This is a genomic window from Gammaproteobacteria bacterium (assembly GCA_021647245.1).
In the GTDB taxonomy this organism is placed as follows: domain Bacteria; phylum Pseudomonadota; class Gammaproteobacteria; order RBG-16-57-12; family RBG-16-57-12; genus JAFLJP01.
Genome location: JAKIVC010000021.1, coordinates 33,978 through 55,825 on the forward strand (window position 1 = coordinate 33,978; position 21,848 = coordinate 55,825).

The 21,848-nt window shown below is 49.0% G+C and carries 19 protein-coding genes and 1 pseudogene; 3 read left to right on the top strand and 17 right to left on the bottom strand.

The annotated features are described in order from the left end of the window. Positions 1 to 36: 36 nt before the first annotated feature. The 15 genes from L3J94_07545 to L3J94_07615 all read right to left on the bottom strand — a co-directional run bounded on the left by L3J94_07545 (position 37) and on the right by L3J94_07615 (position 13,906). Entirely contained in the window at positions 37 to 1,125 is a 1,089-nt protein-coding gene (locus tag L3J94_07545; protein ID MCF6218596.1) for a 6-bladed beta-propeller, read from the bottom strand. 139 nt (positions 1,126 to 1,264) lie between these two features. Next, complete coding sequence (locus L3J94_07550; protein ID MCF6218597.1) at positions 1,265 to 2,407, bottom strand: 6-bladed beta-propeller; 1,143 nt, start codon at positions 2,405 to 2,407, stop codon at positions 1,265 to 1,267. After that, the gene (locus L3J94_07555; protein ID MCF6218598.1) at positions 2,368 to 2,928 is read right to left on the bottom strand and encodes a hypothetical protein; all 561 of its coding nucleotides are present in this window, start codon (positions 2,926 to 2,928) and stop codon (positions 2,368 to 2,370) included. Before L3J94_07555 ends, L3J94_07550 begins: the two co-directional genes overlap by 40 nt. A gap of 12 nt (positions 2,929 to 2,940) precedes the next feature. Then, positions 2,941 to 4,371, bottom strand: coding sequence for a hypothetical protein (locus L3J94_07560; GenBank protein MCF6218599.1), 1,431 nt, complete (start codon positions 4,369 to 4,371; stop codon positions 2,941 to 2,943). Positions 4,372 to 4,523: 152 nt separating this feature from the next. Beyond that, complete coding sequence (locus L3J94_07565) at positions 4,524 to 5,159, bottom strand: cytochrome c, class I (protein MCF6218600.1); 636 nt, start codon at positions 5,157 to 5,159, stop codon at positions 4,524 to 4,526. A 26-nt stretch (positions 5,160 to 5,185) separates the two neighbouring features. Continuing rightward, positions 5,186 to 5,578, bottom strand: coding sequence for a hypothetical protein (locus L3J94_07570; protein MCF6218601.1), 393 nt, complete (start codon positions 5,576 to 5,578; stop codon positions 5,186 to 5,188). A gap of 80 nt (positions 5,579 to 5,658) precedes the next feature. Further along, positions 5,659 to 7,368, bottom strand: coding sequence for a hypothetical protein (locus tag L3J94_07575; GenBank protein ID MCF6218602.1), 1,710 nt, complete (start codon positions 7,366 to 7,368; stop codon positions 5,659 to 5,661). A 58-nt stretch (positions 7,369 to 7,426) separates the two neighbouring features. Further along, positions 7,427 to 8,398, bottom strand: a complete 972-nt coding sequence (locus tag L3J94_07580; protein ID MCF6218603.1) for a peptidylprolyl isomerase — start codon at positions 8,396 to 8,398, stop codon at positions 7,427 to 7,429. A 75-nt stretch (positions 8,399 to 8,473) separates the two neighbouring features. After that, complete coding sequence (locus tag L3J94_07585) at positions 8,474 to 9,340, bottom strand: cytochrome c3 family protein (GenBank protein MCF6218604.1); 867 nt, start codon at positions 9,338 to 9,340, stop codon at positions 8,474 to 8,476. Positions 9,341 to 9,680: 340 nt separating this feature from the next. Further along, positions 9,681 to 10,718: a 6-bladed beta-propeller gene (locus L3J94_07590; protein ID MCF6218605.1), complete on the bottom strand. Its 1,038-nt coding sequence runs from the start codon at positions 10,716 to 10,718 to the stop codon at positions 9,681 to 9,683. A gap of 20 nt (positions 10,719 to 10,738) precedes the next feature. Next, positions 10,739 to 11,734 (bottom strand): porin, encoded by a 996-nt coding sequence (locus tag L3J94_07595; GenBank protein ID MCF6218606.1) that lies wholly within the window; start codon positions 11,732 to 11,734, stop codon positions 10,739 to 10,741. 166 nt (positions 11,735 to 11,900) lie between these two features. Next, complete coding sequence (gene rpsI / locus L3J94_07600; protein MCF6218607.1) at positions 11,901 to 12,293, bottom strand: 30S ribosomal protein S9; 393 nt, start codon at positions 12,291 to 12,293, stop codon at positions 11,901 to 11,903. 13 nt (positions 12,294 to 12,306) lie between these two features. Beyond that, positions 12,307 to 12,735, bottom strand: a complete 429-nt coding sequence (gene rplM / locus L3J94_07605) for a 50S ribosomal protein L13 (GenBank protein MCF6218608.1) — start codon at positions 12,733 to 12,735, stop codon at positions 12,307 to 12,309. 236 nt (positions 12,736 to 12,971) lie between these two features. Further along, positions 12,972 to 13,592, bottom strand: coding sequence for an alpha/beta hydrolase (locus L3J94_07610; GenBank protein MCF6218609.1), 621 nt, complete (start codon positions 13,590 to 13,592; stop codon positions 12,972 to 12,974). Next, positions 13,592 to 13,906: an NAD(P)H-dependent oxidoreductase subunit E gene (locus tag L3J94_07615; protein MCF6218610.1), complete on the bottom strand. Its 315-nt coding sequence runs from the start codon at positions 13,904 to 13,906 to the stop codon at positions 13,592 to 13,594. Before L3J94_07615 ends, L3J94_07610 begins: the two co-directional genes overlap by 1 nt. A gap of 113 nt (positions 13,907 to 14,019) precedes the next feature. On the opposite strand from L3J94_07615, the gene L3J94_07620 reads away from it, so the two are divergent. The 3 genes from L3J94_07620 (at position 14,020) to folD (ending at position 16,897) form a co-directional block, all read left to right on the top strand. Further along, positions 14,020 to 15,270, top strand: a complete 1,251-nt coding sequence (locus L3J94_07620; protein MCF6218611.1) for a (Fe-S)-binding protein — start codon at positions 14,020 to 14,022, stop codon at positions 15,268 to 15,270. A gap of 38 nt (positions 15,271 to 15,308) precedes the next feature. Next, positions 15,309 to 15,956, top strand: coding sequence for a 2-polyprenyl-3-methyl-6-methoxy-1,4-benzoquinone monooxygenase (coq7, locus tag L3J94_07625; protein MCF6218612.1), 648 nt, complete (start codon positions 15,309 to 15,311; stop codon positions 15,954 to 15,956). 83 nt (positions 15,957 to 16,039) lie between these two features. Further along, positions 16,040 to 16,897, top strand: a complete 858-nt coding sequence (gene folD / locus L3J94_07630; GenBank protein ID MCF6218613.1) for a bifunctional methylenetetrahydrofolate dehydrogenase/methenyltetrahydrofolate cyclohydrolase FolD — start codon at positions 16,040 to 16,042, stop codon at positions 16,895 to 16,897. A gap of 13 nt (positions 16,898 to 16,910) precedes the next feature. On the opposite strand, the gene hrpA is transcribed toward folD, so the two are convergent. Both hrpA and tnpA read right to left on the bottom strand, forming a co-directional pair. Then, on the bottom strand, positions 16,911 to 20,798 hold the full coding sequence (gene hrpA, locus L3J94_07635; GenBank protein ID MCF6218614.1) for an ATP-dependent RNA helicase HrpA: 3,888 nt from the start codon (positions 20,796 to 20,798) through the stop codon (positions 16,911 to 16,913). Positions 20,799 to 21,148: 350 nt separating this feature from the next. Further along, positions 21,149 to 21,388, bottom strand: a pseudogene (gene tnpA / locus L3J94_07640) (IS200/IS605 family transposase). Positions 21,389 to 21,848: the final 460 nt, after the last annotated feature.

The window sequence follows — 21,848 nt, forward strand, 5'->3', positions numbered from 1 at the left end:
GGAGCTTCGACCAGAAAGGGGGTAAAGTGTTCATTATTATTTTGGGATAATAGTTGAGGCGGGCAACTTAACCGAAACACCTTCTTGGCCAAGGTATTGAAATATCACTATACGGCCATTAAACATATCCGCAATGTAAACACGATCCTGATCATCTATCCAGATACCAGCCGGGAGGTAAAACTGCCCTATTCCATGACCTGTACCACCTAGAGGCATAAGGAATTCACCATTTTCATCAAACACCAGCATATGGTCTTGATAGGATTCGACCACATAGACATTACCATCACTATCGGCAGCGACGCCTTTTGGTCGTGGCATATTACCGACATAGACCCCTCTTTCACCAAATGTAGAGAGAAATTCACCTTCACCATTAAATATCTGGACTCTAGAATTGAGCGAGTCGGTCACATAGAGCCTATTATCACGATATGAGAGATGGGTAGGCCCGTTAAACTGCCCCTCGAGCACACCAGGACCGCCTAGGCGCTTAACAAACGTGCCATCGCGCCTAAAGACTTTGATGTCATGCGCAACCGAGTCCGCAATATAGAGCAGATTCCGCACTGCGTCATAGGCCAGGCCAGTTGGCCGCTCCATAATACCTGCAGCAAAAAAGCCAAGCGGCACACCGCTCGAGTTCAATCGAATCACCGCCGCAAGCTGTGCATCCGAAACCAGAACCTCGCCATTATCCAGCACAACAACACTCACCGGCGAGACAAAACCACCCGAACCAGCGTCATCCCACACATGTAGTTTTGCAGTAGCCGGATCAAAAACATAAATAGCCTGACGACTGGCATCTGCCACATAAATACGACCATTCGCATCGGTGGTGCCACCCTGCGGTCGTTGAAGAACAATCGCACTACTGCCACCACTGGCAGTAAACACACCAGCAACCCACTTCAACGCATCAATCAAAATTGCCGTGAAGCCACCATCAGAATCGCTAGAAAGGTTTTGTTCACCAAGCAACTGCCCAACGTAGCGATAGCGAGCGGTCTGCTCCTCTTTTGGCCAGAGCAGCTCTTTCGCATCTTCATTGGCATAATTAAAGACATACTTTGTCTCTGCACAGCCACTCAAGATAAGCAGGCTGAATAGGCAAAGCACTACTGCTGATCGCTTTAAAATATCTTTGCGATTGATGCTCTTTATTTCAAAAAAATTAAAAATGGCCTTACACCCCAAAAATAGCTATGCAACAAATCAAATACCACAGAAACAAACAACAACCATTCAACTCAAGCTATCAATCGCCTATCTGGAAGACCTGAATACGGCGATTAAGGGTATCCAACACATAGAGCTTATCTTCATGTACCGTCATTTGCGTTACCACACGAAACTTTCCTGGCTCGGTCCCCGAGCCTCCAAACCGCCAGCGCAACTTACCATCGACAAAAATACGAATAGTATCATCCGAGTGGCTGGCAACATAAATACGTTGTTGTGAGTCAATCGCAACCGCACCCGGTATGTCGAGTACTCGACGGCTATACTCTTGTATGAACAGCCCATCATTACTGATGACTTGCATCGGCTTTTGACTAAGGCTGTCCGTTACAACCACATCACCCTTATTATTGACAACAAAGTTGCTAATCTGGATGAACTCACCCTTTGCCGTGCCACGCTTGCCCAGTGCGTACAATAGCTTACCCGACTTTGAGATCACAACAATGCGCCCATACACACCATCGCTCACATAGAGCTTGCCTTGTCGGTCATCATAGTGGAGTTTTTCCGGGTTTACTAAATTCGCACTGTCCTTATACACGTCTACCAGTACATTTTGAGAATTAAACTTCAAAACACGGCTACTCATCGGCTCCGATACAAAATAGTAGCCTTCTTCGCTAAACACAATGCTCTCGACATTAGCCCGCGTGTACACCCCCAAATCGAGAACAGCAATAATCTTTTCGCCATCGGGCTGGTAGCGAAACATCGTGTGTCGAGCTGAATCGAGAATATAGAGATCACCCTTATAGAAATCAAAGCCAGAAGGTTGTAAAAACCGAATGAAGCGCTCACCCGTAACCCAAGTTGGCACATCAGATGCAATGGCATCATTACCACCGTTGATAGTGTAGAGGTACTCTAATGGTGGCAGCTTTGATGCTTCAGCTGCAATATCAGCATCTGTGGTGATAGCCATCTCTTGGGTAAAGGAGCTGTAGATATCACCAAAGGCGCTCTCATCAGATGAGATAATTTCAACTTCACCGCCCGCCTCAGATAGCAAGGTTGACTCATTAGCAAGAGCATCTGGTTTTGATGAGCCATCCGACTGTACCACTGGCTGACCTGCACTACAGCCAGCCAATAGCAAGATGAGCGAAAATACAATGCCTAGCGAATATCGCCAGTGTCTTTCGGGATACTGTGGCATCGAGCGCACTCCAGAGGGGGAAAGGCAATTTTACCATGGCAAACACCACAGTACTTGCCTTGCATGATATCTGCCATGGTAATAAAATTACCACCATTCTGTGGCAGAAAAATAGCAGGGTGGCAGTTTTCACAGGTAAGCCATTTAGTGTGCGGTAGATGCGGGAACATCACAAAAGGCATTGATGAGGTATTACGCAGAACCAGGTCCAAATCGACCGCATGCATCTCAGTATCTCCCTCGAGAGAAGCACGAGGCGTAATCAGTCCATTATCAACCGCACCGATCCAGTCAATCAACCCACCATCATCTCGAGGAAAATCTTTTAGCGCCTCATAAGGCGGCTGAAGAATATCAATTGACTCATTTTCAGGGTCGTGAATAAGATCCTCTGCCAGCGGGACTTTTTTATTATGAAGTTGAAAGTGCGCCTGACTATCAAACTGAGCATAAACATAGCCACCCGAGGCTAACAGCAAGAGACAGACAGCCCATAGCCTTACCTGAGCAAATAACGACATAAACCAACCTTCCTACTGTTTAACACCAAGCATACGCAACGCTTTACGCACCTGTTTTGTCGCTTCCTGCATCAAGCGGATTGCATCAGGGTAGCTCCCATCCTCCGCCATCGCCTCTCCCTTGGCATTCATTGCTTTCGACTTATCCACAAAATTATTCAACAGCATCATCTGCCCTGCCGATGGCTTCTTCTCTTCGATAGCAACAGGAACTAACTCAGCGTAACCCAAATAACGATTATGCTCATACTCATACTCACCTTGCGGCGTGTCGAGGTTCAGCTCATATTTTACCGTTCTTGAGTCCAGCATTTCATTGAGCGCAGTTGTTACAACTCTGTCAGCCTGTTCAATATCAGTGATCGCTGCCGTGTAGCGCTGTGCATCGGCATGCGCCTTCGCGCTCGATTTATAAACAGATACTGCGCCTTGATCATAACCGACAACATCTTCACCCTCCTGCAAAAGCCGATCATAAGCTTCCTTATGGCTCCTCTCTTGCTGAGAAAGTTGCTCAACCACACTATTGTAGCGTTGTTTCTGCTCGCCCTTAAGGCCTTCACTTGGCACCATCTGTGAAGCTAGGCTCATGTTGCGTAGCGCTTCATCGATCAGCTTCATTGCCGCACGATTACCACCTGCTTCCTGTAATTCACGCGCCTCTGTTAATTTTTTTTGCGATGATTCAAACAGTGCCTTTGCTTCGGGGTTATTGCTATTTTTAACTCGCCTTGCTGGCTTGGAGATAACCACCATGTTCGCGTAAGAGAGCTTCTGCTTCAGCTCAACATCCGAAACCTTCGGCCCATCCCCTTTAACCGCATTCACCCTGCCAATGGTGCCATGCGCAGCCACCAACTCCGCTAATGAACGCGTATCATCTTGATCTACCACAAAAAATCGAGCACCCATCGCTTTGTGATTTTGACACTGATAAAAGAGAATATCGGGTGTATTTTCATTCGGAGTGATCGTAACGACACCCTTAAAAGCAAAATTACCCTCAACACCCTCCTCTACAATGTTTGCCCCCCACCCCATCTCATCGGTCGAGACATACATATCGTGCATCGGCGTTGAGTCGATATGGAAATAATAACTTTCACCCCTCTTTAGAATGAGTTCCTTTCCCTCAACCCCATCTACAACGAAGCCTTTTGAATCACCAACGCCGTAAAAAGGGTGTTTTTCACTCTTAACTTTAAGTGAAATAATGTAGGAATTAGGCCCGAGGTCAGCTAACGCAACATCAGACTCAGTAGTGGCCTTGGTCTCACTGAAAGCGGGATCCGGAAGAGCCGAAGCTGGTAACTCAACGGGTGGAGAGGGTGACTTTATAATTTCTTCTGAGAGCACAACGCCACGATCTAAACTTTCACTCTCATCTACTATTTTTTCTGGCTTGGTCTCTGTGCCACCACACCCGATTAAAAGAATTGGCACTATCAAGCTATAAGTAATTTTTTTTAGGTATAACATAACGACCCCCGTCGTAATTGTTATTCAGCCTCACAATAATAAAGGTGCAGCACAGCAAACACCATACTGCACCTTATTAAAGTGATCATAAAGTTAAAATCACTCAGACTATAGAGCTATTGCCATGGATTATCGACACTTGCCGAACTTTTGCTAGGCGCCCAACCTTCAGGCTTGGCCTGAGAATGGCAAAGACGACAGGTGGTTGTCACAACCGGAAATGAAACCTTGCCATGACATACACCACACTTTTGTCCCAGCAATATACCGGCCATGTTCATTCTGTTAGCCCCTTGCTGTGGGATAAAGATATCAGGATGACAGTTTGAACATTGAAGCCACTCGGTGTGCCCTTTATGTGGGAAAATCACATCAGGCATTGAACCTCGAACCTCTCGAACAATATCGAGATCCATTATCATCGGCTCTTCGCCCCCCCCCATGCGCTCATTACGAGGGCTGATCTTTTGCTCACGCAATGATTTAATCCAATCAACATAGTTACCAAAGTCACTGCGTACCAATGAGTCGAATGCTATTTTAGGTGGCTGCAGAACATAGGTATTATCATTTTCAGCATCATGGATTCCATCTTCCGCTGGCGGTAGATTTTTTTCAGCCGGCTTCTGTAGCAAACGATTAAACGAGTTGGCAGAGCTTACCGCTTCCGTGTCAGCCGCCATAACAACAACTGGCGTAGAGACAAGAGCAACCACTAGCAGGCCTACACCTGCGAGTATCAATTTTTTCATTTTATATTCCTCCCCTTACCCTGATTCTACTTGGCGTTCATTGACTTGTAGCTAGGTGCAACCAGTCTCTGCACAGTACTACCGTGGATTTGGGTCGGTGTATTAGGTATACCCGAATGACACATGCCGCAGTTTTCAATTGACCACGCAACCTCACCATTGTGACATGCCCCACAGAACTGACCATCAATGATCTTTTCCATTGTAATGTCATTGCCGCCCGCTTTAAATGCAAATCCGAGGTCCGCATGACAAACCTTGCAACGAAAGCGAATACGATGATACCAGTGTGGAAATACCACCGGCCGCATTCCAGCAGCATCTGCATAATTATTAATAACAACATCACCATACTCTGCATGACTCGCCGAAAATGGCAGCAGCAGTGCAAGCACCCCCCCAATAAGCGCATAGCGCATAGACTTAACCAAGCCTTTTATTTTCATTTCCTCTCCTCTCCAGCTTAAAACAAAAAGTTAAGAACTGTGTGTATAGCATATTATAATGCACGGGTCACGCTAAACGTATAGCGCTGATCGATACCTGAAGTACTGGTACGATGCGAATAGGATGCCGACAACGTGGCACTCAGCAAGCCAAGTTGGTATGTCAGCCTGTTAGATAAAGATGAAGATAAAGCAAGGCCGGTTTCACCACCACCCGCTTCTGACAACCTGAGTTCTGATTGCAACCGCAAACGGTGAACCCCTAAAAAGCGACTATCAAAATAGCTCATCGCACCCCCGCTATTAGAACTACTTGATTTTCCATCCAAGGTACTACTCTGGGAGTAGTTGTAATTAACACTCCCCATTAAACCACTGGTGCGACTCACTCGTTCATCACGACTTAGACTTACTTGAAGCGCTTGCTGTGAAGTACCTCTATTCAAATCTCGGCTATCGCTCAGAGAGCTCCAGATGCTAGTGGTGCCCGTCTCACCCGAGTGACTATAATTCACAGAGGCGCTGTGAGAGATGTTTTTTTGCACACCGCCACCAAGTGATAGATCACTGCCACTCTCCGAGATCACTTGTGACACCCCCCCAGACTGACTGAGTGACAAACCAATCGATGATCTTTCTCCCAGCTCAAACTGTCTGTTTGCAGAGTGACCAAGTGATATATTGGCAGAGGCACTGCTACTATCGCGCCCGCCACCACGGGAAAGGCTATTTGATAATCCCGCCCCAGTATTCCAACCCCAAGTGTATTTGCCCAGTAAAAAACGATCTGAAGAGTATGAGATGCCAATATTTTGGCTCGAACTACCCGTTTTACCCACCTCAGTCTCTACCAGACTCACCCCAACCCCCGCTGATATCCTCACCGAACGACTCAACCCGTAACTCCCTGCCAGCTGAGCATCAACCTTACGGGTACCACTACCTGACGAGGTATTCTCTCCTGCGTTTATTGAGCCGTTAACTGAAAAGCTACTGTAATCGGGGCGCCAGAAGAAGCGACTACCCAAAGTAACCGAGCGACTACTTACGCTGCTCGCCGTAGTAACACTTTCATTCATTGTCAGCCCTGAATTCACCCCAAACTCACTTTCAGGGCTATAATTGTGCGACAGTGACGCCGCCCTTCTGGTCGATTCAGAGCCTACTGAGCGACTACTAAACTCTCTTAGCATTGCCTCAACAGCATGAAATTCGAAGCGCCTAGCGGCACTGATTCCCCTCGATGTGTCACGCCCCCACACCCGAGCAACCCCACTCTGCGCAGGGGCGTTGGTGTAGTTAGATGTCAGCCAGCCACTGTAGAGCGTCCCATCGCGTGCTGAGTAGCGCTGATAGGCTGAAAAACTGGTGGAATCCGCTTCACGCTCACTTGAAACAACCCCTAGTGTGTTTGAGTTTATCTGTGATTCAGTTTTACTATTCGACACCGAATAACTTAACAACAGTGGAAAACGTGAGCGGGGCAGAATATCGAGTGAGACTGATCCCGTCACATTTCTAGTTGATGAGCCAGAATCACGGGTAGAGAGCCCCAAACCCAAGGAGCCACTCCAAGTAATAAACCATGGCTGCCATATATAACTATCAGCACTGCCCCGATACATATAGGATCGGGAGCTGGAGGCAGCACCGGCAGCCGACTTATTATATTGAGTCAGAAAGCCAATTGAGCCAGAAGTTTTGATAGGACCAATAACCGCCGCCACAACGCTCAACGGCAGCAACAATATGACCACCAACATACATGCGCACAATTTAAGATACATTCGTCACCTATCCCGGGAAATCATCAGAGACGAACTACTTCGCTACCGACAAAAAAGCCGGGTTAATTTCAATTTCAGCATCAGCATTTAACTTCTCTTTCAACCCCTCCCATGCAGCCTCTGTTTGCTCACGCACTAGCAACGCCTTAGCCCGCTCCTTCACTAAAGAAAAATCATTTAACACCGCCTCCGAGCGCTCTATCAACTTAAAAATACCCACCCCCTCAAGTAACAGCACCGGCTCTGTAATATCGCCTGGTGACATCAGCGCAACCACCTGATCTGCAGTCCCCCCGAGCATGCCCTTATGCAAAAACCCCATATCGCCACCCTCTGCCGCACTAGGATCAGATGAGTGAATCATCGCCATTTCAGCAAAGTCTGCGCCTTCTCTTAAATCGACTACTAAACCGGCGGCTTTATCTGTCGCAGCCTTCCAGACTTCCTGATCTGCATAGGCGGGAACGCTGAGCAGAATAATTTGCACCCGATCTCTGGATGGGGTAGTAAATAGCGCATGATTTTTTTCATAAAATGAGCGAATCTGATTTTCACTAGGCTCCGGCACATTATCAATCACGTCCTGCTCTACCATCTCAACCAACTTGCTAATTTCAATTCGTGAGCGCATACGGGCAGGAAAATCATCTATCCCATCGATCTCCTCCTGGCTCATCCCTTCAGTACGTCGCATATATTCAGCTTCAATATACTCAGCCGGCACTTCAATTCCACGCCGACGAGCCTCAGCAACCAGTAAAACCTCATTTACCGCCTCCTCAACCATATCAGCCTGAAACGCCTCAACTTCAGCCTTTGGTGGGGTGCCGTGATAAAACTTCTCTCGATATCCTATCCGAAGCCGCCCCATAAACACCTCTGCAGGAATCTCAACACCATCAATTTTAGCAAAATAGTGGGCGGGTTCATTGCCTCCCTCTTCCCCGTGTGCAACTGACAACAGCGCCAGGCTCAAAGCCCCAATAAAAACAAGTTTTACTAACATCTTATTACGTTCCTTTAGGCAAAAAAAAGCTGGCGAACCACAACTGCGATCCGCCAGCCGACTACACGATACTACTTACTTGATATGACAAGCAAGGCAAAGCGCACTGCCTGCATTTGACATACGCAAAAAGTCAACCTCACCTGAAGCACCGCCGCCGCTAAGCTGAGAAGAGGTGGTGTGTGGATCGTGACATGAAGCACACTCAACATATGGCTGAGTACCTGCAATTGTACCGCCACCGACAGCAGTAACATCGGTGCGGCTATACAAGATCATATCGCCACGATCACGACCTGCTCCAGCACCGGTTTCAACATACCAGTAAGTTGCACCATTGAGCACAGTGGTTTCAACCGGCAAAAAGTCAGAATCGTTAAAGTTCATCCGATTAGCTTCATTACCAACAACATTACCACCCGCATACAGGATACCGACTGGATGATCATCTCGCAGATCCTGACCAATCGCTGCGATGCCGCTCGTCAAGAAGCCATCGCTCGACATAGTGCCCTGGGCACTATCGAAAGTCCAAGCAGGGCCGCTGTTAGCAGCACCCGAGCCTGGGAAGTTCAACAGAGAGTCCATTGCAACGGTACCATCGTGACATGAAAGACACGCCAACGAAACAGAACCCACCAGACCGATACTACCATCGAGTGTCGCCGAACCTAAATCCGCATAGGTTTGGAATCCAGTTGGTGAACTCATATTACGATTCCACAGCGGTACTGCCTGGCTGATATTTGCACCGTGAGGCGTGTGACAGAAGACACAAATTTCAGTGGTACCACCTGTGGCTACTTTGTTGTCCTGCGTGCTGCTAACCGACAAGTTGTGCTTTGTGGTTGAGATCGCTGAATCGATCATTGCTGATGCACTACCCGCCGCTGTCATTGCAACCGCAGCTACCATCATTGATATATACTTAACTCTTTTCATAAACTATCCCCTTAGTCACCATTCTCTTGGCTGTTAAAACTTGTATGGGCAACTGCCCTTACCTCTTTCTAGTATTTCGAATGAATTTATAGCATTACTCACCAAACAATGTCAACTTAAACACCCCACAGTACTGCTATATTTTTTAACGCAGTTTTTATACCAACCACTCAAAAAATATGGAAATAAACCATAGCTGGCTGTTTTTTAAACAAAAGCTAAAAACCCCTCAAACCCAACACTAAATGATTTTTTAACAAAAAAATACACACGTGACAAAACTTTGTCAATTACCGACCAATAGGGGCATTATCACGCGCAAAACGACCAAGCTAGACAACTACAACTTCTTTATCACTTCCAGCTTATTATAGCGCTGATCAAGGATGTAGACCCAACCCAACTCATCTACCGCAATCCCTGCTGGCAGCGAGTATTCACCTGGCACGTCATCGCCGCTCTTGCCGACAGCGAGCATCAACTGCCCATCATCGCGAAAAACCTGAAAATTACCATATGCTGTGTCAGTCACATAAACCAGCCCATCCGAGTCCAGTGCCAAACCACGTGGCCGAGCAAAGTCGCCCATATTTCTCCCTGCCTTGCCCCAGGTGCGCAAAAACAAACCATCCGCATCAAACACCTGAACCCTGAAATTACCGGCATCTAAAACATACAGCTCACCCGCTGAATTAACGGCCGCCTGTACTGGCAAGTTAAACTCTCCCTCTCCATGACCTCGGGTGCCGATGGTTTTAATAAAATCACCCTCGCCATCAAACACCTGAACCTGGTGATTTCTACTCTCTATCCCACCGGTATCAACCACATAGATACGAGTACCTTCATCATTAACCGCCACATCGGTCGGCCGCACCAGCAACTCAGGGCTACCCAACGTCATAAGATAGTGGCCATTCATGCCGTATACCTTGACTTCTCTGGCCGTCACATCTGCCACGTAAATCCGTCCATTACCATCAATAGCCACACCTACCGGCTTGGTAAGCGCCCCATCACCACCTGAAGCGCCAATACGGAAAATCGAGCGCGTTGGCAAAATCAGCATATGAACCACCCGCTGCACGGTATCGCTCACCAGCAACACACCCCCTCTAGAGACCACATCATACGGCTTGGCAAAAAGTGGCACGCCCTCTGGCGCGACCCCCGCCATGCGCTCCGTAAAACTCGATTTATCCCCAGTGAACGAGATATTTGTTCTGAGCGTACCACTGTACTCATAACGAGCCGTTTCCGGCGGCTTGGGCCAGACAGGCCTGTCAAATTCAGCTGTTTTTTCGGTTACTGCGCAGCCTGACAGCCCTGCCAACAACAAAGCCAACGTAATTACAAAAAATACGATTTTATCCTTCACTGAAAACTCCTCAGTACAACTTAAAACTTATGCCTTAATCCAAACGCAAAAATCGCATCAGAGCTCACGCCACGGCGATCAAAACTTTTATTGCCATAACCTGCGTAGATGTCTGACTTGGGTGAAAACTTATAATTCCAGGCCAACAGATAGGATCGACTGTAACTACTTTGCACCCCATACGCCAACACCCACGCACTGTTACCCATGATGTAACTCATATCTACCTTATAAACGGCATCGATCACGCCCAAATCCAGAGCGTGGCGCTCAGCATCTACCCCACCATCAAACAACACGCTATCCGCGCTTTCGTGCTGCAATGAAAAGCGCAGTTGCGGTGTTACCGCATAACCCAGCCCAAACTTGAGCGCAGTTGCGTCTTTGCTTCGCGAGTCGAGGTAGTCAAAATTCAACTTGAGCCCATCTCGCTCATAACGCACACCTAACGCCTTGGTGTTCTTTTTTTGCTCTCCTAGCGAGTAGCTACCAGTGAGCTTTAAGCCATGACGAGTGATGGTATCGATACGCATCGTATTGGTTGAGCGGCCACCATCAACACTATTCCCCGCATGCAGTGAAGATTGCATACCAAGATAACCGCGCTGCTCAAAAACAGTGTTATAAAGCGGGTCGAGCGCTGCGCCAGAACTCTTATATCCTGTCGAAACAGTCCCTAGCCGAATAACACCCCACTCCTGACTGGCAAACCCCACCCACTGATCTCGATCAGTAAATGTGGCCGCTTTGTCGGTCGAGGCATTAGTGGCATCGCTCTTTTGTTCAGTCGTGTCATATCCAAACTCAACTTTGTAAATGAGCTTAACACCGTGATCAAGGTCCTCACTTCCCTTGAGGCCAATCAGTGAATTATGACTCTCCATTCGCAGCTCGCCATCGCTTAGCTGGCTAAACTTATTGACTGAAAGGTGCGCCTCACCGTACAACACAGGGGCGGCCATCACAGGCGCAGCAGCAAACCATCCAAACGCAAGCAGTGCAGCAACTTTCCTCATAAAAACCCCTAAAAAATAAGAACTATACTATATATAACAGGCCATGTTTATATCAAATCTCGGCACTTTTTGGTAGACATAAAAAAACGCAACGGCCAATCAAAGATCGGCTATCACGTTTTTCCGTCACAACTACAAAAATTATTGCAGTTGAACTACGCCAAAGTTAACGCTTAGAGAACTGTGGACGACGGCGTGCCTTACGCAAGCCAACTTTCTTACGCTCAACTTCACGCGCATCACGAGTAACGAAGCCTGCCTTGCGCAGTACGCCACGCAGTGACTCATCATACTCCATCAAGGCACGGGTAATTCCGTGACGAATTGCGCCGGCCTGGCCCGTGTCACCACCACCCTTAACCGTCACCATGATGTCAAACTTTTCTGTCATCTCTACGGTTTCCAGTGGCTGGCGAACAACCATGCAGGAAGTCTCTCGTCCGAAATAGTCGTCCAGCGGACGGGTATTTACGGTGATCGCACCACTACCCGGACGAAGAAAGACGCGAGCCGAAGAGCTTTTACGGCGACCAGTGCTGTAATACTGTTTCTCTGCCATGAATCTATCCTAATTAAATATCTAAAGGTTGCGGCTGTTGCGCTGCATGGGCGTGCTGAGGGCCGGCATATACCTTTAACTTACGGTACATTTCACGACCCAGAGGACCCCTTGGAAGCATGCCTTTTACAGCGTTTTCAATAACGCGTTCGGGTGCTTCTTGCAGCAGCTTACCTAGAGAGATCGATTTCAGACCACCCGGAAATCCGGTGTGGTGGTAATAGATCTTATCTTTCATTTTGTTTCCGGATGCCTGGATTTTTTCTGCATTCACAACGACAATGTAGTCACCAACATCCATATGAGGAGTGTATTCGGGCTTGTGCTTACCGCGTAAACGATGTGCGATTTCTGTGGCCAAACGACCTAAAATCTTATCACTGGCATCAACCACAAACCAGTCACGTTGAATCGTTTCGGGAGTTGCGCTAAATGTTTTCACAACTTTTTTCTCCAAAAGCGTAAGAGCTTAATCTTATTCGAATAACAGGCGGCACATAGTAGTTTTTATGTGCGGCCACGTCAACATCAGGCGGGAAAAACCTGACATATAGATACTATTGCCGCTGAAACGGGGTGATCAGCGAACCAAACGGGAGCCGAATAATAACAAAAAAATATTAAAACAGCACGAAATATATAACCCTCATTCTCAGAGAGTGCGATTCCCGGCCATCTTCACCCCCAGCGCTGGGTAATCAAGCTGCGCAACAAAACCAATTTCCCGTGAAAGAAGTGTCCAGCCCCTTCAACCCAGTGGTAGGTTGCATGGGGTGCTTTTTCAGCCACCCACACGGTGACCGCCTGAGGATCAATCACCTCATCATCACTGCCCTGTATCACCAGGGTTGGCACAGTCAATGGCGGCATTTCAGAAAAATCATACATTGTAACGGGTGGTGCAATCAGCAGTAACCGCTCAGCACCTACTCGCAGGTGGGCTCTTTTTGCCACATAAGCGCCAAATGAGAAACCCGCCAACCACAAGGGTGCTTGCGGATACTGCCTCCGCAACCAATTCACCACGGTTAGCAGGTCTTCACTCTCACCCCGCCCTTCATCATAACAACCGGCGCTTTGCCCCACCCCGCGAAAATTGAAACGCGCCACAGGCACCCCCATCTCAACGAAGCTGCGCGCCACCGTATGCACCACTTTGTTACTCATCGTCCCACCTCGCAGAGGGTGAGGGTGGCACACCACTGCAACGGGGTCACCTGGAAAATAATCATCCGGAAGCTGAACCAGCAGTTCAATATCGCCCACTGTACCGGGCACCATTCGCTCAAGTACCGGCATCAAATCTTCAACCGCTCGACCGGGTTGCCTTTCAGCAGGTGGCTTTCAATAATTTCATCCACATCACGCCGATCACTATAGGTGTACCAGGTGCCTTCTGGATAAATCACCATTGTAGGCCCTTCGCCACAACGCCCCAGGCAGCCTGCGCTATTGACGCGAACAGCGCCCGCACCCTGTAGTGCCAACGCCTTAATACGCTCTTTACAGTAGTCACGTAAGGCTTGGGCTCCAAGATCTGCACAGCACGCAGCCCCATCACGTTGGTGGGTACAAAAGAACAGCTGATAACGGTAATAGTGCTTCTCTTCCATCAGACCCTCTCGAAGACAGATAAAACGATTTATTCATAGCCCTCTTATAGTGTGCCATCATATTAGGGAAAACAATAACCCGTGCATATTTTGCACCCCATAACCGAGACACCATGAACATCTCTCCTGACAAAAAAACAGCCCTACTCAAGATAAGCGACCAATGCGTCATGTGCGGTATGTGCGCGCCTCACTGTCCCACCTATAGAGAGCACCACAATGAAGCAGAGTCACCCCGTGGCCGCATTGCATTAATACAAGCACTTCTCAACGACAAGCTCGCGCTGGATGATCAACTAAAACAGCACCTCGATAGCTGCCTTAGCTGCCGTGCTTGCGAAGCAAGCTGCCCTTCCGGGGTGAAATATGGTGAGTTACTGGACGGTATACGCGCCGTGCAACGTCAACAAGAAGAGCGGCCAAACCAAGCGAAAGAGCGGCTTCTCAAGACACTCGCCTCTGGCAAAAGGCTGCGCAACAGCGCAAAACTGATACGGCTTGCACAACGCAGCGGCACCTACGCGCTGCTGAGTAAAGGCATCGAGCGCTTTATTGTAGATCAACCGCACATCAGCGAGTTACTACCGGCACCACTGCCCGCCCGTAAAAACTGGGAAAAACAGTACTCGGCGATAGGCGAAGAGCGAGGTTGCATTTCACTCTTTACTGGCTGCATTGCCGATATTTGCGACCAAAAAACCCTGCAAGATGCCGTCACACTACTAACACACATAGGTTTTCGGGTAGAGATTCCCGCACAGCAGGCGTGCTGTGGCGCACTGCACCACCACGCGGGAGACACCGCCAACAGCCAACGTCTGGCCGAGATTAATATCGAAGCTTTTTCTGCTAACGCAGACCAACATATCATCCACTGCGCCACGGGTTGCGGGGCTCATTTAATGGAGTACCGACAGCAGTTAAACACCTCTCAAGCCCATCACTTTTCAGTCAAAGTAGATGAAATTAGCCACTTTCTGCTCAGCAATGGCATTCAAAAGCTCGCATTCAAGCCATTACATAAGTCAGTCTCTATTCACCTCCCCTGCACCCAACGCAATGTTCTCAAGCAGAGCCTGACACCCTTTGAGCTACTTGAGCTCATCCCCTCGCTAAAAAGCACTCCACTGGCAGATAATAGCCACTGTTGCGGCGCAGCGGGAAGCTATATGCTGGAACAGCCACAAATGGCTCAGCAGCTACGCCAGAACAAGTTGGACGCCGTACAACAGCAACAGAGCCAGATACTGGTCAGCAGTAATATCGGTTGCGCCATGTACCTCGCAGCTGGTATTCGCCAGCAGGGGCTGTCGGTAGAGGTTATTCATCCAATAAGCTTGCTGGTGCGTCAGCTTATCCATTAGCATATAGCTATCCGTTCATTCCAAGGGAGTAGACAGCCATGAAAAACGCACGCCACTTTTCACCGCTGGACCAACTGATATCCACTGTAGACAATGGACTGCGCACCGTGTTTGGCCAGCCAATCATCACCGAGCGCCCCAACCCTGCGGCCAATATTGAGGAGAGCGACCTCAGCACCGGACAGCGTAAACTGGCTGGCCGGCTGATGCGTATCAACCATGCGGGCGAAGTCTCCGCCCAAGGGCTTTACCAAGGCCAGGCGATCACCGCACGTTTACCCGGAATTCGTCATAAAATGGAGCGCGCCGCACAGGAGGAGAATGACCATCTAGCATGGTGTGAAACACGCGCCAAAGAGCTTGATACCCAGGTTAGTCTGTTTAACCCTCTCTGGTATATGGGGTCTCTGACCATTGGTGCTATTGCAGGCTTGGCGGGTGACAAGTGGAGCCTTGGCTTTGTGGTAGAGACAGAACGCCAAGTGGTAAAACACCTGGATGAACATATGAACGAAATCACCGCAGAAGATAAAAAAAGCCAAGCCATTTTGCAGCAGATGAAAGAGGATGAAGCCCGCCACGCAACGGTGGCACTCCATGCGGGTGGTGCCGAGCTACCATCACCCATAAAAGGCATGATGCAGCTCACCTCAAAAATCATGACCAAGACAGCCTATTGGGTGTAAAACCACACAACATGAGGCAATTTGGAATATCTCGCTCTTCATGAGAAAATGCTAGCCAACACTAACCAAACGACACAGGGCTTATGGGACAAATCATCGACGGTAAAGCGATCTCTGCGGAGATTCGTAAAAGCATCAAAGTCCGCGTAGAGCAGCGCATCGCTGAAGGTAAGCGAGCACCTGGTTTAGCCGTCATTTTGCTGGGTAACAACCCCGCTTCCGAAGTTTACGTGGGAGCCAAACGCAAGGCCTGTGAAGAGGCTGGCTTTAAATCCATCTCCCATAACCTGCCTGCCGATACCACGCAAAAAGCACTCCTAAATCTCATCAAAACACTCAACAAAGATGAGACAATTGACGGTATTTTGGTTCAACTTCCACTGCCTGAAGGGCTGTCGACCAATGAGGTTGTCGAAGCGATTGATCCCGCTAAAGATGTGGATGGCTTCCACCCCTATAACATTGGTCGCCTTGCACTACGGCAGCCACTCTTGCAGCCCTGCACACCCAAAGGCATTATCACCCTGTTGAAAAAAACCGGGGAAAATATCAAAGGGATGCACGCGGTTATTGTCGGTGCCTCTAATATTGTTGGCCGTCCAATGGGGCTTGAGCTACTACTGGAAGGTGTCACGGTCACCACCACTCACCGCTTCACGAAAAACTTGGAGCAGTTCGTCAGCCAGGGAGATATTTTGATTGTTGCGGTGGGCAAAGCCAACTTCATCCCCGGCGAGTGGGTTAAAGAAGGTGCCATTGTAATTGATGTCGGTATCAACCGCATGGACAATGGCCGGCTTTGTGGCGATGTGGACTTTGAAGGCGCACTACCTCGTGCCCGCTGGATCACTCCGGTGCCGGGCGGTGTTGGTCCAATGACCATCTGCACATTACTGGAAAACACATTGCAGTCGGCAGATGAACAGCACCGCCACCGCTAAACCCACAGCAATCTCAACCGAGCAAACGGCCCATCATCTTCTCCAGCCGGCGCTCTGAAATCGGCTGCAAGGTTTTTATTTCCTGAGAAAAGAGCGAAATTCTCAACTCTTCGATCAACCACCTTATTTTAAGCAGCGCCTCAACCTGCTCGGCATCTCCCCTTTTGATGATACGATCAAAACATTGCTGATACTCTTTTCTCACCCGCGCAACGGTGAGCATCGCGGTTTTATCTCTATCCAGATTGTGGTTCAGCTTATCAATTCTAAGCAATATACCCTTCAAATAGCGTGGGTAATTTACCAAACATTGATACGGTGTTTCAATAATAAATCCCTTATAAATTAGCTCTTGCAGCTGCTGCTGAATATCGGCCATTGCATTCAACCAGAAAGGGGGGATATTCCCCTTGATGGCAACCCGTATTTGGTGATACTGCTGCAACACACTCTGCAACAAATCAGCCACTTCATTCACATGAGTAATAAAGGTACCCCGCCCGCGCTGAAGCTGCTCTTCAAAGGTCTGCTTGTCATAGATCGAAACGCCATTACTCATAAAACTCCGCTCAACCGCTGCGAGGACAATCTGCTGTTTTAACTGCTCACCATTGCCCAGGCTGCTATAGCAGAGCGTCATTTTCTGTAGATGCGGAATATTCTTGTGCAGGTACTTAATTTTATCCGACAGTTGCAGCACAAAGAGCCGGCGCAGCCCCGCATGATGGCTCTGCTCGGCTTTAGTGGCTGTATCAAGCACCTTAAGCGCCACTGATGCGCCCTCATCAACCAGCGCAGGATAAGCGCGTAACGCCACCCCCTGCTGCTTATGCTCAACCACTTCTGGCAGGGATTCAAAATCCCACTGAGTGATATTGCTTCTCTCCAGAGCGTTGCGCTGTGGCGCTGCAAAGTGCTCACTCGCCAAAGAACCACACTCACTTTTCAAGTGACTAAGGTCGCGCCCTTGGGCCAACAGCTTGCCCTTGCTATCAATCACCTTGAAGTTCATCAATAAGTGGTCGGGTAGCGCCAACTGATCCCATACCCCTACTGGCAGCGGCTCACCGGCAATGCGATTCAGTTGGCGGGCAACAGCCGTGAGCAGTGAGCCTGACGGTGTAGCGGGCAGCGCATCAACACACGCCTGAGCATAGTCGGGTGCTGGCACAAAGTTTCGCCGGATCGGTTTGGGCAGCGCTTTAATCAGCCGGGTCACCTTTTCAGGCAACATGCCCGGCACAAGCCACTCGAAATATTCCGCCTCTAGCTGGTTAAGCAGCGCCAGCGGTACTTTCAGATTGATGCCGTCGGCCTGATGGTTCGGATCGAAGTGGTACTCTAGGTCAAGCTGAATACCTTGATAGTTTAATTGGTCAGGAAATGCCTGTTGTGAAAGCGTACTCTCGCGCTGTAGCAGATCCTCTTTTGATAAAAAGAGTAACGAGGGGCTATCGAGCTGCGCCTTTTTGTACCAGCGTTCAAAATGGATACCGTTGAAAATGTCTTTCGGTAGCTGACGATCATAAAAGGCAAAAATCAGCTCCTCATCGACCAGCAAATCCCGGCGGCGGGATTTGCTCTCCAGCTGCTCAATCTCATCAATCAGACAACGATTATGCTTCAAGCAGGCAGCCTGAGTGCGGTATTCACCACTCACTAACGCACCACGGATAAAAATCTCCCGACTCAGTTCAGGCTCCAGCGGGCCATAGTGAACTTTGCGCCACGCCACAATCGACAATCCGTAGAGGGTTACTTTTTCAAAAGCGACCACCTGCGCACGCCGCTTTTCCCAGTGCGCATCGCTGTAACTCTTTTTACACAGCCCTTCGGCAATGGCTTCGATCCACTCAGGTTCTATTTTGGCAACGGTGCGAGCAAAAAGCTGAGAGGTCTCGACCAGCTCGGCAGCCATTAGCCACTTGGGCTGTTTTTTGCGCAGCGCAGAGCCAGGGAAGATCATCAGCTTTTTACTGCGGGTACCCAGGTAGGTTTTGTCATCTTGTTTAAAGGCAAGATTGCCCAGCAGGCCACTCATTAGCGAGCGGTGTATTTTGGCGTAATCGGCAGGTTGCTGGCCACTGCGATGCCCCATCTCCTTTAACTGGCTGGCCAGCTGTTTATGAATATCTTCCCACTCCAACATACGCAGGTAAGAGATAAACTGCTTTTTACACAAGCGGCGTAACTGATTGCGGCTCAGCTGTGCCTTCTGCTGCTGAAACCAGTTCCACAGATTGAGGTAGAGCAAAAAATCGGATGCCTCATCTTTGAATTCATTGTGCTTCTCATCCGCCGCCTGTTGCTTGTCGGCGGGGCGGTCACGGGGTTCCTGAACACTTAACGCAGAAGCGATCACTAGTACCTCTGCCAGCGCCCCCTCTTCAATCGCTGCCAACACCATACGTCCAATGCGCGGATCAACAGGCAAGCGAGCCAGCTTGCGCCCCACCTCCAGCAGTTTTTGCTGTCGGTCGATGGCTCCCAGCTCTTGCAGCAGTTTATAACCATCATTCACCATCCGGCTATCAGGAGCATCGACAAACGGAAACGCCTCAATATCCCCTAACCCCAGACCCTTCATTTGCAGAATAACACTGGCAAGATTGGTGCGGTGTATCTCGGGCACGGTAAATTCGGGGCGACCATTAAAGTCATCCTCTGAGTAAAGGCGAATACAGACCCCCGCCGCGACACGTCCGCAGCGCCCGGCACGCTGATTAGCACTCGCCTGTGAAATCGCCTCAATGGGCAGACGTTGCACCTTGCTGCGATAGCTATAACGACTAATACGCGCCACACCGGGGTCGATCACATAACGAATACCCGGCACAGTAAGCGATGTTTCAGCCACATTGGTAGCGAGCACAATCCGCTGTTTACGGCTCGGCTGAAAGATGCGCCCCTGCTCCGCAGCACTCAAACGGGAAAAGAGTGGCAAGATTTCACTCTCATGAGGATGGTGCTTACGCAACGCCTCGGCAGTTTCACGAATCTCACGCTCGCCAGGCAGGAAAATCAACATATCGCCCCGGCGATCCAGACGGGAGATCTCATCCACTGCATCGAGAATACCCTGCACCCGATCCACTCCCTTCTCCTCACTCTCATAAAGTGGGCGATAACGCTGCTCAACCGGATAAGTACGCCCCGAGACCTCAACCACCGGCGCATCATCAAAATGCTTAGAGAAACGAGCCGTATCAATCGTAGCAGAGGTGATAATCACTTTAAGGTCAGGGCGCTTTGGCAGTAGCTGCTTTAGATAACCCAACAGAAAATCGATATTGAGACTGCGCTCATGGGCCTCATCAATAATAAGGGTGTCGTATTGATTCAGAGAGCGATCCTGGCGCATCTCTGCCAGCAGAATACCGTCCGTCATAATTTTAATATAACTTTCCGGTTGAGTCTGATCACTAAAGCGCACCTTAAAACCCACCGCCTTGCCCACTTCGCTATTAAGCTCTTCAGCAATACGGGCGGCAAGACTGCGAGCCGCCAGCCGACGCGGTTGGGTATGACCAATATAGCCATTAACACCGCGCCCCAGCTCTAAGCAGATCTTAGGCAGCTGGGTGGTTTTACCCGAACCGGTCTCACCCGCCACAATCACCACCTGATGTGCAGCAATCACCTCTTTAATCTCCTCACGCCGCTCACTAACGGGGAGATTTTCTGGGTAGCTGGGCTTGGGTAAATGCCGTAGACGACTAGATTTTAGTGCAACAGAAGCATCAACTGCCTCGGTTATTTTAGCCAGCGCCTGCTCAATCGGCTGGCCCTCTTTAACGCGCCGCTGAAGACCATTCAACCGTTTACGCAACACAAACTGCTCGGCCAACATACATTGGCCAAGCCGGGAGAACAGTTGTTGAATTGTATTTTTATCTCTCATGAAAAACAGCCACGAACACAGAAGCAAGCGTTAGCTTGCGATAAAGCAGAGACCCTACAGGGTTCGCCACCTAAAGGTGGCTGCTACGATAATCGAGGGGTGATTTTAATCTCTCGCAACAAAAAAAACCAACCTCATCGGCTGTCTGATCGATATTTGAGCTGAATTGTCGCAATTCTGGGTTGAATCTGCCAGTCAACACGACCCTTGATCTACCCAGTTATGTGTTTCTTTAGTAAAGATATTTCAAAACAGATAGCCGTGTTTGAGAAAATTACTCAGTAATACTCCCTGTAACTAGGTATACATATTCACTAGAACTCATGAATACTCCACCGGCTAAAGGCGACTTACAGCACACTAAAATCATCATCGGGGTTGTTCGGCTTCTGGTTTTCTATATACGCTTTCCAGACTTCGTCTGTCACGTTTCCGCTTGAAGCTACCCAATAGCCTCTCGCCCACAAAGGCTGACCCCAGTACCTCTTCAATTGCGGAAACTCCGTTAACATCTTGTGAGAACTCTTACCCTTCATAAACTGCACCGTTTTAGATACCGATAAACTCGGTGGCATTCCTATCCAATAGTGTCCGGTTAGGTACTTGCATGTAAACTCTCCGAATTTCGAGAGTCTACGTCCCCAGGATCGGGGGGTGCAACCTACGACTCTCGGGTTTCATTAAGAATTTTGGTCCGCAACTCTCTTACGCGCCTTATAGAAACGCATTCATCATGTTCCTCATGACAGAGAAAATGCAAGAAAAGGGGTCAAAAAGGGGGCAAATGCAATATTACTCTTTTTGTTGTATGACTTATCCTTGGTTATCCATGCTGCTCGCAGTTCGCTTGGGATTGAGGCGTATGATGGAAGAAGATAAAAGTTTGGCTTGTCAGGTCGAAAAATACAGCGTCAATATTGTATTTGGTCGAGTAGATGGGTTCCTCTAGCTTTATCAGGATCATGATGGCCATCACACGGCCGATTTCCTGCTTCTACCATTGTTACCACACCCCTCTCAGAACCGTGCTTGCGCTATTTACGCACACGG